This window comes from Buchnera aphidicola (Chaitophorus sp. 3695) (assembly GCF_964058985.1).
GTDB lineage: Bacteria > Pseudomonadota > Gammaproteobacteria > Enterobacterales > Enterobacteriaceae > Buchnera_J > Buchnera_J aphidicola_BQ.
Map to the genome: position 1 here is coordinate 439,953 of NZ_OZ060379.1, position 15,592 is coordinate 455,544.

The 15,592-nt window shown below is 19.7% G+C and carries 16 protein-coding genes and 3 tRNA genes; 9 read left to right on the forward strand and 10 right to left on the reverse strand.

What is annotated here, in order from left to right; translation table 11 throughout:
- Positions 1–57: 57 nt before the first annotated feature.
- A complete protein-coding gene (locus tag AB4W58_RS02080; RefSeq protein WP_367674028.1) occupies positions 58–411 on the forward strand; it encodes a DUF496 family protein in 354 nt (117 codons plus the stop codon).
- A gap of 15 nt (positions 412–426) precedes the next feature.
- On the opposite strand, the gene AB4W58_RS02085 is transcribed toward AB4W58_RS02080, so the two are convergent.
- A tRNA-Asn gene (locus tag AB4W58_RS02085) sits at positions 427–499 on the reverse strand.
- A gap of 139 nt (positions 500–638) precedes the next feature.
- Between AB4W58_RS02085 and AB4W58_RS02090 the strand changes: the two genes are divergently transcribed.
- Positions 639–712, forward strand: a tRNA-Ile gene (locus AB4W58_RS02090).
- An 82-nt stretch (positions 713–794) separates the two neighbouring features.
- Positions 795–1,442, forward strand: coding sequence for an orotate phosphoribosyltransferase (gene pyrE / locus AB4W58_RS02095; RefSeq protein WP_367674029.1), 648 nt, complete (start codon positions 795–797; stop codon positions 1,440–1,442).
- Between the two features lie 6 nt (positions 1,443–1,448).
- On the opposite strand, the gene dut is transcribed toward pyrE, so the two are convergent.
- The 8 genes from dut to pgi all read right to left on the reverse strand — a co-directional run bounded on the left by dut (position 1,449) and on the right by pgi (position 9,462).
- The gene (dut, locus tag AB4W58_RS02100) at positions 1,449–1,904 is read right to left on the reverse strand and encodes a dUTP diphosphatase (protein ID WP_367674030.1); all 456 of its coding nucleotides are present in this window, start codon (positions 1,902–1,904) and stop codon (positions 1,449–1,451) included.
- Between the two features lie 99 nt (positions 1,905–2,003).
- Positions 2,004–2,456, reverse strand: a complete 453-nt coding sequence (rplI, locus tag AB4W58_RS02105) for a 50S ribosomal protein L9 (RefSeq protein WP_367674031.1) — start codon at positions 2,454–2,456, stop codon at positions 2,004–2,006.
- A 71-nt stretch (positions 2,457–2,527) separates the two neighbouring features.
- The gene (rpsR, locus tag AB4W58_RS02110; RefSeq protein WP_367674032.1) at positions 2,528–2,755 is read right to left on the reverse strand and encodes a 30S ribosomal protein S18; all 228 of its coding nucleotides are present in this window, start codon (positions 2,753–2,755) and stop codon (positions 2,528–2,530) included.
- A 72-nt stretch (positions 2,756–2,827) separates the two neighbouring features.
- Positions 2,828–3,196 (reverse strand): 30S ribosomal protein S6, encoded by a 369-nt coding sequence (rpsF, locus tag AB4W58_RS02115; protein WP_367674033.1) that lies wholly within the window; start codon positions 3,194–3,196, stop codon positions 2,828–2,830.
- A gap of 195 nt (positions 3,197–3,391) precedes the next feature.
- Positions 3,392–5,032, reverse strand: a complete 1,641-nt coding sequence (locus AB4W58_RS02120; protein WP_367674255.1) for a VacB/RNase II family 3'-5' exoribonuclease — start codon at positions 5,030–5,032, stop codon at positions 3,392–3,394.
- Between the two features lie 48 nt (positions 5,033–5,080).
- On the reverse strand, positions 5,081–6,394 hold the full coding sequence (locus AB4W58_RS02125) for an adenylosuccinate synthase (protein WP_367674034.1): 1,314 nt from the start codon (positions 6,392–6,394) through the stop codon (positions 5,081–5,083).
- A gap of 394 nt (positions 6,395–6,788) precedes the next feature.
- On the reverse strand, positions 6,789–7,742 hold the full coding sequence (miaA, locus tag AB4W58_RS02130; RefSeq protein ID WP_367674035.1) for a tRNA (adenosine(37)-N6)-dimethylallyltransferase MiaA: 954 nt from the start codon (positions 7,740–7,742) through the stop codon (positions 6,789–6,791).
- A 55-nt stretch (positions 7,743–7,797) separates the two neighbouring features.
- Positions 7,798–9,462, reverse strand: coding sequence for a glucose-6-phosphate isomerase (gene pgi / locus AB4W58_RS02135; RefSeq protein ID WP_367674036.1), 1,665 nt, complete (start codon positions 9,460–9,462; stop codon positions 7,798–7,800).
- A 189-nt stretch (positions 9,463–9,651) separates the two neighbouring features.
- Here pgi and orn point away from each other — a divergent pair, with 189 nt between their 5' ends.
- The 4 genes from orn (at position 9,652) to AB4W58_RS02155 (ending at position 13,005) form a co-directional block, all read left to right on the forward strand.
- Positions 9,652–10,218, forward strand: a complete 567-nt coding sequence (gene orn, locus AB4W58_RS02140; RefSeq protein WP_367674037.1) for an oligoribonuclease — start codon at positions 9,652–9,654, stop codon at positions 10,216–10,218.
- Positions 10,219–10,316: 98 nt separating this feature from the next.
- Positions 10,317–10,389: transfer RNA gene (locus AB4W58_RS02145), tRNA-Gly, on the forward strand.
- A gap of 470 nt (positions 10,390–10,859) precedes the next feature.
- A complete protein-coding gene (locus AB4W58_RS02150) occupies positions 10,860–12,407 on the forward strand; it encodes an anthranilate synthase component 1 (protein ID WP_367674038.1) in 1,548 nt (515 codons plus the stop codon).
- A gap of 19 nt (positions 12,408–12,426) precedes the next feature.
- The gene (locus AB4W58_RS02155) at positions 12,427–13,005 is read left to right on the forward strand and encodes an aminodeoxychorismate/anthranilate synthase component II (protein WP_367674039.1); all 579 of its coding nucleotides are present in this window, start codon (positions 12,427–12,429) and stop codon (positions 13,003–13,005) included.
- 186 nt (positions 13,006–13,191) lie between these two features.
- On the opposite strand, the gene rpmE is transcribed toward AB4W58_RS02155, so the two are convergent.
- Entirely contained in the window at positions 13,192–13,401 is a 210-nt protein-coding gene (gene rpmE / locus AB4W58_RS02160) for a 50S ribosomal protein L31 (protein ID WP_367674040.1), read from the reverse strand.
- 159 nt (positions 13,402–13,560) lie between these two features.
- Here rpmE and hslV point away from each other — a divergent pair, with 159 nt between their 5' ends.
- Both hslV and hslU read left to right on the forward strand, forming a co-directional pair.
- On the forward strand, positions 13,561–14,091 hold the full coding sequence (gene hslV / locus AB4W58_RS02165; RefSeq protein WP_367674041.1) for an ATP-dependent protease subunit HslV: 531 nt from the start codon (positions 13,561–13,563) through the stop codon (positions 14,089–14,091).
- Between the two features lie 9 nt (positions 14,092–14,100).
- A complete protein-coding gene (hslU, locus tag AB4W58_RS02170; RefSeq protein ID WP_367674042.1) occupies positions 14,101–15,435 on the forward strand; it encodes an ATP-dependent protease ATPase subunit HslU in 1,335 nt (444 codons plus the stop codon).
- Positions 15,436–15,592 lie beyond the last annotated feature (157 nt).

A 15,592-nucleotide genomic window follows, 5' to 3' on the forward strand; every position in this document is an offset into this window, starting at 1 on the left:
TTCTTATAAAATAATGTATGATATATATAATAAACTTTCAATTAAAAATGAAAAAAAATGAAAAAAAATAATAAAATTATAAATGATAGTAATAATTCTAAAGAGTCTTTTAAAAACGTTTTAAACGTTGTGCATTTATTTCGAAGAAAAAATAAATTGCAAAGAGAAATAAATGATCTTGGAAAAAAAATACGTGATAATCAAAAAAGAATTTTATTAATTAAAAATTTAAATGATTATATTAAACCAGAGATGAAATATAAAGATATTAAAAAAATAATTTTAAGTATGAAAAACGATTATGAAGACCGTATTGATGATTATGTTGTACAATGTGCTGATATATCTAAAGAAAAAAGAAAAATTACTTATGAATTAAAATCTATTGGAATCATAAAAAAAAATATTTAAAATTAATTTTTAATACTCCTCCGACTGGGATCGAACCAGTGACATACGGATTAACAGTCCGCCGTTCTACCAACTGAACTACAGAGGAAAATTAAATTTTATCATATTTTTTTTTTAAAATCAATTTTAAAATATATATTTAAAAATTTTTTAATTTTGCTAAAAGACTACTAGATTATTATTAATATTTCTATTATAATTTATTTTATAGAGTAAATTAAAATATAGGCCCTTTAGCTCAGTTGGTCAGAGCAGGCGACTCATAATCGCTTGGTCGCTGGTTCAAATCCAGCAAGGGCCATAGAAAATTAATTATAAATATTTTTCTAATAATTTAAATTTATAAAAAAATACAAAATTTTGAATTAAAACAAAGGTTTATAATGAAAATCTGGAAAAATCAATTTATTGAATTTATTTTAAATAAAAAAATTCTAATTTTTGGAGATTTTGTATTAAAATCTAATCAAAAAAGTCCATATTTTTTTAATATGTCTTTACTTTCTACTGGAGACGATCTAAAAAAAATTGGAAAATTCTATGCTCAAGCCTTAATAAATTTAAATATAAAATTCGATGTATTATTTGGAATTGCTTATAAAGGTATTCCTATTTTAATTTCTACAATTCTAGCATTAAAAAATGATTTTAATTTAAATATACCATATTCTTTTAATAGAAAAGAAATAAAAAAATATGGTGAAAAAGGCGAAATTGTAGGTCATAAAATACAAGGAAGAATTGTTCTTATAGATGATATAATTACTGCTGGTACAGCAATAAAAAATGCAATAAACATTATAAATAAAAATAAAAATTCTAAAATATTACATATTTTAGTTGCAATTGATAGAAAAGAACATCAAAAAAATAAAATATCTGCAAAAAAAGAAATTCAAAATAAATATTTATGTCAAATATCTTCAATAATTGACATAAACGATATTATTTTATATTTAAAAAATAAAAATATTCTAAAAGAACAATTAAATATTCTTATCAAACATCAAGAAAAAAGTTATCTAGAATAAAAAAATTTACTGTCCAGTATGTCCAAAACCACTTTTACCTCTTACACTTTGATCTGAAAAACTCTGAACTACATTAAATTTTACTTGTTCAATTTTAATAAAAACTATTTGTGCAATTCTATCATATGGATGTATAAGATAATTATTACAACTTCTATTCCATAAAGAAATCATAATTTCTCCCTGATAATCTGAATCAATTAAACCTACTGAATTTCCTAATATAATTCCGTATTTATGTCCTAATCCAGAACGCGGAAGAATAATCGCTCCTATAGACATATCTTTAATATATATAGAGATACCAGTTGGAAATAAATAAGAATGATTAGGTTTTATGTTAATTTCACTGATTATGGATGCTCTTAAATCGATTCCTGCTGATCCTAAAGTCGCATACTTTGGAAATAATTTTTTATGTTTTATATTTTTATTTAAAATTTTTATATCAATATTTTTCATTTTTTTTTTTATATTTTTTTTTAGAAAAATAAAATATTTATATTGGAATATTATAATATATAGAAATTATAATAAAAGATTTAATTGAAACAAAAATAACTATTCTTTAGGTAAAATAATTAACTTAATATTTGTATAAATATCTTTATGTGGTTGGAATAAAACTACATATTCTCCTATAGAACGCAATCCTCCATTTTTTAATTTTAATTCTGATTTATGTATTTTAATTCCCATTTTATTTAATTTTCTAGAAATATCTCTTGTGTTGATTGATCCGAATAATTTACCTTTATCTCCAGATTTAGCAAATATTTTAATAGATTTAATTTTTTTAATTTCTTGAATACGAAAATTAGCTATTTTTAATTTTTTAATTTTTTTTGCTTCTAAAGATTTTTTACGATTTTCAAAATATTCTATATTTTTTTTAATAGCAGGTAAAGCAATTTCTTTAGGAAATAAAAAATTTCTTGCATAACCTGATTTTACTTGTATAAGTTCTCCTACTTCACCTAAATTTCTAAAAGAAGTGATTAAAATTACTTTCATAAAAAGTGTCCTAATAAATATAAAAAAATATATATTACATTAAAATTACAATTTTAAATTAAATTTTAAAATTATTTATGATGATCTGTATATGGAATTAAAGCAAGATATCTAGCTCTTTTAATTGCTTTTGATAATTGACGTTGATATTTTGCTTTAGTTCCAGTAATTCTACTAGGAATAATTTTTCCACTTTCAGTAATATAACTTTTTAAAATTAAAATATTTTTATAATCTACTTCTTTAATACCTTCTGCAGTAAATTTACAAAATTTTCTACGACGAAAATATCTAACCATATTTTGAATCCTTATTATTTATATTTTAAAAAATTATTTATAAAAATTTATTTATAAAATATTTAAAAATTATTAATTTATTTTTTTGATTACTATTGACTCTTTTTTATTTGATTCTACATTATTTTCTTTTAATATCGAAGAAACTTCTAAAACTGCTGTTTTCATAGAAAGAATCATATTTCTTATAATAGCATCATCAAATTTAAATAAATTTTCTATTTTTTTTATATTTTTCTGTGAAATTTCTATATTCATTAAAATATAATGTGCTTTTTTTAATTTATTAATTGGATATGATAAATGTCTTTTTCCCCAATCTTCTAAACGATGTATTTTTCCTGAAAATTTTTTAATAATATTTGTATAATTTGTTACAATAGTATTTGATTTTTCACTTTTATCTGGATGAATCATAAATATGATCTCATAATGACGCACTTAAATAATCTCCTTATTTAAAAATTTTTATTAAAATAATTATAAGATAACCTAATAATTTAAATATTTAAAATATATACATTTATAATATATAATATTTAATTTTAAAAATTTTTAATTAAATCATTTTACAAAAATATAATCTTATCTTAACACAAGAAATATAGAGATTTAAAAAAATATTTTTAAACATAATTATATTAAATTTAAATAAATTATTTGCTTTCTTGGATCAATAGAAATTAATTTTACATAAACTTGATCTCCAATAAAAAATTTTTTTTTAGAATATTTCCCGTGTAAAATCATTGTATTTTTATTATAATAATAATAATCATCTTTTAATGTAGAAACATGAACTAATCCATTTATACATAAATTATTTATTCTAACAAAAAGTCCAAATTTTGTAATATGAGAAACTATCCCATAAAATTTTTTTTTAATTTTTTTCTTTATAAATTCAAATTTTAATATATTTATAACAAACTTACATGCTTTATCTGATTTTTTTTCAGATATAGAACATTTTTCTGCAATTTTTTTTAAATTTTTTAAATTATATACATTTTTTTTGAAAAAAATATTTTTTTGAATAATATTTTTCTTTTGAAAATATATAATATTTTTAATAATTCTATGAATAATCAAATCTGAATAACGTCTAATTGGAGAAGTAAAATGGGTATAAAATTTTTCTGCTAAACCAAAATGACCAAGATTTTTTTCACTATAAAAAGCTTTTTTTGTAGATTTTAACAAAGATAATTCAATTATTTCCTTAAAATGTTTATTTCTTAATTGGTGTAATAATTGAAAATAATCTTTTAAAATAGGTTTTTTCCCTCCTTTTAATCTCAAATTAAATTTATTTAAAATTTTTCTAAAATTTTTAATTTTATGATATGTTGGATATGCATGATTTCTAAATAAAGATATTGTATTATTTTTATGTATAAACAAAGCAGAAGCTTTATTTGCTAATAACATACAAGATTCTACTAAATCATGTGCTAAAGTTCTTTTTTGTAATACAATTTTTTCTATCATATGAAAAGTATTAAAAACGAAATAAGGTTCATCATTTTTAAATGAAATAATTTTTTTTAACATTTTATTTTTTAATAAGATATTATTTAAATTATTTAAATCTATTAAAGATTTTTTTATTTTTTTAAACTTATGACATAAAAAATGATCTTTATTCCATATTTTTATAATATTTTTATATGTAATTCTAGCATGCGATTGAATAATAGCTTCATAATATTTATATTTAATTAAATCTCCAGATTCAGATAAAGTCATTTCACAAATTACACATAAACGATCTTTATTTGGTAATAAAGATAAAAAATTTGTAGATAAATCTTCTGGAAACATAGGTATAACTTTTAAAGGAAAATATATTGATGTTCCTCGACATAACGCTTCTTTATCTAAAATAGAATTTTTTTTTATATAAAAACTAACATCTGAAATAGCTACTAATAACTTCCATTTTAAAGTATTCTTTATTAAATAACAGTAAATAGCATCATCAAAATCATATGAATTTTCTTCATCAATTGTTATAAAGGGAAATAATCTTAAGTCTTTTCTAATATATATTTCTTTAGATATATCTTTATTTTTAATAATATTTACTTCATTTTTTACATTTTTTGACCATTTTGAAGGAATATTATATTTTCTCAAAGCTTTCTGATACACTTTAATAAAATTTATTTTGTTTTTAAATATTTTAATATTAATTATCCTATTAAATATAAAGTTAATTTTTAATAATATTAATATTATAGTATTAAAAATTTTATTTAATTTATATATTTTAATTTATACACCTACAACATAAAACAAAATTATTTTTAAATAAATTTCATTTTACTGAATAAAATCTTTTAAAAACTTATTATTTATAATCGTTTCATGTCTATTAGGTCCTGTGGAAATTAAATCTATTGAAATATTTAAAAAAGATGAAATAAAATTAATATAATTTTGTGCTTCTATAGGTAAATCTAAAAATAAAGTTAAACCTCTTGTAGATTGATTCCATCCTTTAAAAGTTTTATAAACTGGTATAATATTTCTCCAGTTTTCTATAGTAAAAGGGTAAGAATATATTTCTTTATTAGAATTTTTATCTAGATATTTAGTACAAACCTTAATTTCTGGTAAATAATCTAAAACATCTATTTTTGTTAAACATAATCCAGATAAAGAATTAATTAATATCATTTTTTTTAGTAAAAATAAATCTAACCATCCAATTCTTCTTTTTCTTCCTGTCGTAGCACCAAATTCTTTTCCTTTTGTACATAAATATTTACTAATATGATTAAATATTTCAGTTGGAAAAGGACCGTTTCCAACTCTTGTACAATATGTTTTAGATACACCAATAATATATTTAATTTTATTAATACCAATACCTGTACCAGTAATCACTCCTCCAATACTACTGTTAGAAGAACTTACATATGGATATGTTCCATGATCAATATCTAAAAGAGAACCTTGAGCACCTTCAAATATTATTTTTTTATTTTTATCAATTTTATTATTTAATAAATATGAAACATCTTGAATCATATGTTTAATTTTTTCAAATGCTGTTATTGATTGATTAAATATTTTTTTAAAATTTATAGTTTTTTTATGATATAAATGTTCTAATTGAAAATTATAATATTTTACGTTTTTTTTTAAAAGATTATAAAAATAATCTAAATTATATAAATCATTCATTCGAATTGCGCGTCTAGAAATTTTATCTTCATACGCAGGTCCAATTCCTTTATGCGTAGTACCAATAACAGATTTATTTAAAATACTAGATTCACGAGCTTTATCTAATTTAATATGATATTTAAATATTAAAGGAATTGACGGAGATAATATTAAACGATTTTTTATTAATATTCCTTTTTTTTTTAAAAAATTAATTTCATTTACTAAATCTATTAAAGATACTACAACACCGTTTCCCAATACAGCAATCACATTTTTATGTAAAACACATGAAGGAATTAAATGTAAAATTGTTTTTTTTTTATTAACTAACAAAGTATGACCAGCATTATTTCCTCCTTGATATCTAACTACATAATTAGATTTTTTAGATAACAAATCAACAACTTTACCTTTTCCTTCATCACCCCATTGTATACCTAAAATAACAATACTATTAATCAAAATTTATTTACTCCAAAATTTGTATTTATAATACAAAAAAATATATTTATAATATAGTATTATACTATTTATATTTATATACTAAAATTATATTTGTTTTATCAATTATATTTTTTAATTATTAATTATATTTAATAGAAATTTTGATATAAATATATTTATATAAAATTTTTAATATAATTTTAAACAAATAAAATAAAAACATTGTATTTTATTATTAAATAAATTTATATTATATAAAATAATTTAAAAAATATTTCAATGTAGAATTAATTATTATAATTTTATGAATTATATAAAAATTAAATAAAAATAAATAACTTTAAAAAAATCTTTAAAATTATAAATTTTAAAGAGTAAAATATCTATCTGAAATAAATATATAATAAATTAATCAGTAATATTTATTGTTTTTTTTATTAAAATACGTACAAATTTTTTTTATAATAAAATTTATAGAAGTAAGTTTTTCACTGTCTAACCAAAAAGAGTTTTGTTCTTTTTTTAACCAAGTAATTTGATTTTTTGCTAATCTTTTAGTAGATAAGAGTGTTCTATAAAACATTTCTTTATAACTAATTTTATCTAAAAGATAGTCACACATTTCTCGATATCCTAAACATTTCATCCCTGGATTGTTTTTATTAAAATTACTATTAATAAGTAAATTCTCTACTTCTTCTTTAAAACCGGAAGATAACATTTTTCTTAATCTATATTCTATTTTTCTGTGCAAAATGTATTTATTTTTCGGAAAACAAATAAATCGTAATACATGATATGGAAATTTATATGTATGATTTTTTATTAAATCGCTCATTGTCTTTCCTGATAAAAAATAAACTTCTAATGCTCTTAATATTCTTTGAAAATCATTAGGATGAATTCGTGATGCAGAAATAGGATCTATAGATAGTAATTTTTTATATAAATCATCTTGAGATTTCAAATAAAATTTTTTTAAAATTTTTTTTCTAATATGAATATTTCTCGAAGGTAAAGGAGATAAACCATGTATTAAAGCATGATAATAAAACATGGTTCCTCCTACTAATAAAGGAATTCTTTTATTAGAAAGACTTTTTTCAATTTCACATAAAGCATCTTTTCTAAAAGATTGTGCGCAATAATACTCTGTAATGTTTTTTATGTTAATTAAACTATGTGGAGCAATACGTAATTGTTCCAAATTAGGTTTTGCTGTGCCAACATTTAATTCTTTATAAATTAAACCAGAATCTACACTAATTAGATCAATAGGTAAAATTTGAGTTAATTTTATAGCAAATTTAGTTTTATTAGAAGTAGTTGGACCCATTAGAAAAATTATTTTTTTTTTTTTATGCATATATTTCTTATTTTTTAAAATTATAAAAATAAATTTATTATAAAAAATAAAAATCTCATTTTTTATTTAATTTATAAAAATTTATTAATGCATTTGTAGAAGAATCATATTTTTTAGTTAATTTTTTTTTTTTTAATTCATTTAAAATATTATTAGCTGCAGATTTCCCTAATTCAACTCCCCATTGATCAAAACTAAATATATTCATTATTACACCTTGTGTAAAAACTTTATGCTCATATAAAGACATTAAAATACCTAAAGTATAAGGAGTAATTTTATCTAATAAAAAAGAATTAGTTGGTTGATTTCCATGACATAATTTATAAATATTTATATCATTATTTAAATCACTTATATATTGGAACGTATTTTTTTCTAAATTATTATCTTTTAGAATTTCTTTTATAGATTTTCCGAAAGCTAACGATTTCGTTTGCGCAAAGAAATGTGATAATAACTTTATATGATGATTATTAATTTGATTATGAGTATTGATAGGAATAATAAAATCTGAAGGAATTAATTTTGTACCTTGATGTAATAATTGATAAAAAGAATGCTGTCCATTACTTCCAGGTTCTCCCCAAATAATTGATCCAGTTTGCCAGGATACAATATTTTTATTACGATCTATATTTTTTCCATTAGATTCCATATTTGTTTGTTGTAAATATGTAGAAAATTTATACATATATTGATCATATACAAATATCGCTTCTGTTTGAGCATTAAAAAAATTATTATACCATATACTAATTAAACCTAATAATACTGGAATATTTTTTTTTAAAGGAGTATTTAAAAAATGTTCATCCATTACATCAGCTCCTTTTAAAAATAAAGAAAAATTTTTATATCCAATAGATAAAGCAATAGACAAACCTACAGCTGACCACACAGAATATCTTCCACCTACCCAATCCCATATAGGAAAAAAATTTTCTTCTAAAATACCGAATTTTAATACTTCATTTTTATTCATAGATATAGCAAAAAAATGTTTAGACATATCAGATTCTAAAACTTTATTTTGATTTAAAAATAACTTTTTAATTGTATTAGCATTTGTTATAGTTTCTTGTGTAGTAAAAGTTTTGGAAGAAATTAAAAAAATTGTTGTACTCATATCTATTTTTTTTAAAGTTTCTATTACATGAGTTCCATCAAGATTTGAAATAAAATGCATATTTAAATGATTTTTATAAGGTTTTAATGCTTCAGTAACCATAAAAGGACCTAAATCTGATCCACCAATACCAATATTTACTACATCTGTAATAGACTTATCACTGTAACCTTTCCATTTTTTATTAATGACAGCATCTGAAAATAATTTAATTTTTTTTAAAACATTTTTTATTTCTAATGAAATATTTTTTTTATTTAAAATAATATTTTTTCTATGAAAATTTCTTAAAGCAGTATGTAAAACTGGTTTATTCTCTGTAAAATTAATTTTTTTACCTTCAAACATAGATAAAATAGAATCTTTTAAATTAAATTCTTGTGCTAAATTTAATAAATAAGACATAGTTTTAGTAGTTAATCTATTTTTAGAATAATCAAACAAAATTATATCTTTAAAATTTAAAGAAAATTTTTCAAAACGATTAGAATCATTCTGAAATAAATCTTTTAAATGGATATCTTTTATTTTTAAATAATGTTTTTTTAAATCTTTCCAAGATTTAGTAGTCGTAGGATTTAAACTTTTCATAATTTGTCTCATATTGCAATTTTTTAAAATAATAAAATTTTAAAAATATAGTAATTTTAAATAAATATATATCTATAAAAATAAAATATAAATAATATACTAATTTTATAAAATAAATTTTTAAAAAAATCTTTTTCATCTTATTATATTATATATCTAATATTTTACTTAAATAATTTTTAAAAAAATATGAATATTAAAAATAATTACGCAAGAAATTTAATTTGGGTTGACCTAGAAATGACAGGTTTATGTCATTTAAAAAATCGTATTTTAGAAATTGCAGTAATAATTACAGATTCTAATTTAAATGTTTTAAAAATAGGTCCAGTAATTAGTATTTATCAACCTAAAAAAATTTTAGAAAGAATGAACAATTGGAACAAAAGAACTCACAATAAAACCGGACTGATTCAAAAAGTTGTTTATAGTCAATATGATGAAAAAAAAACTGAAATAGAAATTCTTCAATTTTTAAAAAAATGGGTTCCAATAAATCAATCTCCTATATGTGGAAATACTGTTTGGAAAGATCGAGAATTTTTAAAAAAATATATGCCAAAATTAGAATCATATTTTCATTATCGAAATATCGATGTAAGTACTATAAAAGAACTCTGTTCAAGATGGAATCAAAATTCATTTAAAAAATTTAATAAAGCTAATAAACATTCTGCATTATATGATATTCAAGAATCTATTTTAGAACTCAGATATTATAAAAAAAATTTTTTTAATATAAAGAATCCAATCTAAAAAATTATGTCTTTTATAGAAAACTTGAAAATATAATTTATATAAGATATAATTATAAGTATATTTAAAAAAATTTTATTCCGATCAAATCTTCATATGCGGGAATAGCTCAGTTGGTAGAGCATAACCTTGCCAAGGTTAAGGCCGCGAGTTCGAGACTCGTTTCCCGCTCAAATTTTTAAACATTATAAAAAAATTTAATAAAACATAAATTTATTAAATAAAAAATTAATATAATGAAATAAATTATTTAAATCATATAATTTTTAAACATATATTTTTTTTAAAAAAAATAAATTTTTTAATATTTATTTAAAATCTGAAAATAATTTTTAAAATATAAAATATTTTAAAGTTTATTAAATTAAAAATTTATATATTATAAAAATATTGCATATAATTTAAAAATTTTATTATAACAATCTGCTCTGAATAAATTATTTATAAATGATGTTAATGAATCACTTTAAAAATATTTTATAAAATATAAATATTTATTTTTTTAAAATTTGATTAATATAAATAATATTGTATAAAATTTCTCTCAAAGAACTTTTTAAAAATATTTTTATAAAAATCTAAAATTATTTTATTATATTCAAATAATTATTTATTTTTTATAAAAAAACATGGAAAAAAAAATGGAAAATAGGAAATGTAAAATTAAAGTCATTCAAAAAAAATCTAATTATTATAAAAATCCATTAAAAATATTTAATCATATTTGTCAAACTAATAAAAATACATTACTTTTAGAATCGGCTAATGTAAGCAATAAAAAAATTTTAAAAAGTATTATTATTATAGATAGTGCATTAAGAATATCTTTATTAAAAAATATTGTTTACATAAAATCATTAACAAAAAATGGATCTAATTTTATTAAATATCTAAAATTAATTATTCCAAAATATATTAAAAAAAAAAAAAAAAAAAATATTTTAGAACTAAAATTTCCAAATATATTAAATAAAAATATAGATGAAGATTCTAAATTAAAAGAAAAATCTGTTTTTGATATATTTAGAATAATTAAAGATAATATTAAACATATAAAAAAATATCCAAAATCTATTTTTTTTGGAGGTTTATTTTCATATGATTTAATATCGTATTTTGAATCATTACCAAAAATTAAAAAAGTACAAAAATGTCCAGATTTTTGTTTTTATTTATCTGAAACAATGATTTTTATTAATCATACAAAAAAAAAATGTATAATTCAATCTACAATTTTTAATAAAAAAAATTATGAAATAAATAAAATTAGAAAAAGAATTAAATTTATTAAAGAAATAATTAATACAAAAAAATTTAATTCAATTAAATATAAAAAAAATAATTCTAAAATCACATGCAATAAAAATGATACTCAATTTTCAAAAATAATAAGATATACAAAAAAATATATCAAAAACGGTGATATATTTCAAATCGTTCCATCTAGAAAATTTTATATGCAATGTTTATCACCATTATATTCATATAAAAATTTAAAAAAAAATAATCCTAGTCCTTATATGTTTTTCATGCAAGATGAAGAATTTACATTATTTGGAGCATCTCCTGAAAGTTTTTTAAAATATGATCCATATACTAGAAATATAGAAATTCATCCTATAGCAGGAACTAAGCCTAGAGGACGATTTAAAAACGGAGATATTAATTATGATTTAGATAATAAAATAGAATTAGAAATGAAAACAAATGAAAAAGAATTATCAGAGCATATTATGCTAGTAGATTTAGCAAGAAACGATTTATCTAGAATTTGTAAAACAGGAAGTAGATACGTAAAAAAATTAATTAAAGTAGAAAAATATTCACATGTAATGCATTTAGTTTCAATTATTACTGGAATTTTAAAAAAAAAATTAGATATTTTACATGCTTATCGTGCATGCATGAATATGGGAACTTTAACAGGTGCACCAAAAATTAAAGCTATGAAATTAATTGCAAATATAGAACAAGAAACACGAGGGAGTTACGGAGGATCGATTGGATATTTTACTGGAGAAGAAAATTTTAACACTTGTATAATTATTAGATCTGCTTATATTGAAAAAAACATTGCTACTATACAAGTTGGAGCAGGAATCGTATTAAATTCTATTCCTCGAGAAGAATGTTTAGAAACATGGAATAAAGCATATGCTGTAATTAAATCTATTAATGATTATAAATGAATTAGGAAAATATAAACACATGTCTGAAATATTACTCTTAGATAATTTTGATTCATTTCTTTATAATTTAGTAGATTTATTAAGAAAAAATTCAAGTAAAGTTACTGTGTATAGAAATAATGTATCTATATCAGAAATTATAAAAAAAATTTCTCATATGAAAAATCCTATATTAATATTATCTCCAGGTCCAGGATATCCAATAAAAGCAGGAAATATGATGCAAATACTTTCTATTTTTAAAAATAAAATTCCTATTTTAGGAATATGTTTAGGTTATCAAGCAATCATACAATTATATGGAGGAAAGATTTGTCATACAAAAAAAATTATTCATGGAAAATCTTCTTTAATATATCATGATCAAAAAAAAATGTTTCATAATATAAAAAATCCAATGAAAGTAGCACGTTATCATTCTTTAATTTGCAAAAATATTCCAAAAAATTTTATTATTAATGCACAAAAAAAAAATATAGTAATGTCTGTTCGAGATAATATTTCTAAAATATGTGGTTTTCAATTTCATCCTGAATCTATTTTAACACCTATAGGAGAAAAAATCTTAAAAAATACAATTCAATGGATGGATACATAATAAATAACTTTATTTAAATCACTTATAATATAGAAATATTAAATAATGTATTTATTATATATTTAAAATTATAAAAAAATTTTTAACATATATTTCATTAATAAATTAATAATTTATTAAAATAATATTTTTAAAAATAAAACAATTATTTAATATTTTTATATTATTTTTTTATTTATAAAATATTTATTTTTTTAAAATATTAAATCGTTTATTAAATAATTCAATTCTTCCTCCGGTATCAATAATTCTTTGTTTTCCTGTATAAAATGGATGACATTTAGAACATATATCTAAATTTATATCTTTTCCTAAAGTATTAAAAAAAGTAATAATATTCCCGCAAGAACAACGTGCAGAATTAGAAAAATATTTAGGATGAATATTTTTTTTCATAAAAATTCCCATAAAAAAAATGTATAGAGTTAATATAATATATTAAATATAAAAAATAAATATTTATTTTTAGAAAAATAAAATTATATAATTTTAAAAATATAAAAATATAATAATTTAATTTAAAATTTTTTAAAAAACTTTTATAAAGAAAAAAAAATGACAACTATATTAAGCGTGCGATCTAAAAATAAAATAGTAATTGGTGGAGACGGACAAGCAACTTTAGGCCATACAGTGATGAAAAGTAATGTTAAAAAAGTTCGATCTTTATATCACAATAAAATATTGGCTGGTTTTGCAGGAAGTACAGCAGATGCATTTACTTTATTTGAATTATTTGAAAAAAAATTAGCTATGTACAATGGACACTTAAAAAGATCAGCTATAGAACTTGCTAAAGATTGGAGAAATGATAAAATTTTAAAAAAATTAGAAGCACTATTAGCAGTTGCTAATAAAAAATATTCATTAATAATTACAGGAAATGGAGATGTTATTAAACCAGAAAACAATATAATAGCAATTGGATCAGGAGGATATTACGCTCAATCTGCAGCATTAGCTTTACTAAAAAATACAGAATTTAATGCTTATACCATTGTAAAAAAATCTTTAAAAATTGCTGCTGATATTTGTATATATACAAATCATAATTTTACTATAAAAGAATTATCGATAGAAGAATAAGGAAAAAATATGCCTAATATGACTCCTCAAAAAATAGTAAAAAAATTAAATAAATTTATTATTGGTCAAGATAAAGCAAAAAAAGCAGTCGCTATTGCATTAAGAAATAGATGGAGACGAATGCAATTAAATCCAGAATTAAGAAATGAAATTACTCCAAAAAATATTTTAATGATTGGACCAACAGGAGTAGGAAAAACAGAAATTGCTAAAAGATTAGCAAAACTTGCTAATGCTCCATTTATTAAAGTAGAAGCAACAAAATTTACAGAAGTAGGATATGTTGGAAAAGAAGTAGATTCTATTATTAGAGAACTAACAGATATTTCAATTAAAATGCTTCGAGTACAAACTCTACAAGAAAATAAAAAAAAAGTTAGAAAACTTGCAGAAGAAAGAATTTTAGATGTTTTAGTTCCAGGTGCAAAAAAACATTTAAAAGAAAATGATCAAACCAACGAACGCCCTAGAAAAACTATTCAAAGTTTTCGTAAAAAATTAAAAGAAGGAAAATTAGATAATAAAGAAATCGAAATAAATGTCTTAGGATCTTCTATGGGAATTGAAATTATGGCACCTCCGGGAATGGAAGAATTAACTAATCAATTACAATCATTATTTCAAAACTTAAGTGGATCAAAAAAAAATATAAGAAAACTTAAAATAAAAGATGCTATGAAACTTTTGATTGAAGAAGAAGCTTCAAAATTAATTAATCCTGAATCTTTAAAAAAAAATGCTATTCATGCAGTAGAACAAAATGGAATAGTTTTTCTTGATGAAATCGATAAAATTTGTAAAAGAAATAATTCTTCAGGACCTGACGTATCTAGAGAAGGAGTACAAAGAGATTTATTACCTCTTATAGAAGGTTGTACTGTTTCAACTAAATATGGTACTGTAAAAACAGATCATATATTATTTATTACTTCTGGAGCATTTCAAATATCTTCTCCATCAGATTTAATACCTGAATTACAAGGCAGGCTACCTATTCGAGTTGAACTAAATGCATTAACTATAAATGATTTTGAAAAAATTTTAACAGAACCAAAAGCTTCAATAACTACACAATATAAAGCTTTGCTAAAGACAGAAAACGTAAATATAGAATTTACAAAAAATGGAATTAAAAAAATTGCTGAAACATCATGGAAAATTAATGAAAGTATGGAAAATATTGGAGCACGAAGATTATATACAGTGTTAGAAAGATTAATAGAAGAAATATCTTTTTATGCTAGTGAAAATTATGGAAAAAATATTATTATTAATTCTAGTTATGTTAAAAAACATTTAAATCAACTAATTTCTAAAGAAGATTTAAATAAATATATTTTATAAAATTATTTTTATCAATTATAATTTGTATTTAAAAATTTTATTCTATTTTATAGAAAATTATAAAAAATTTTTAATAATATAGAAATTTAAATTTTAAATATTAATATGTAAATAAAACGATATATTAATATTTAAAAAATATAATTTACAGGATATA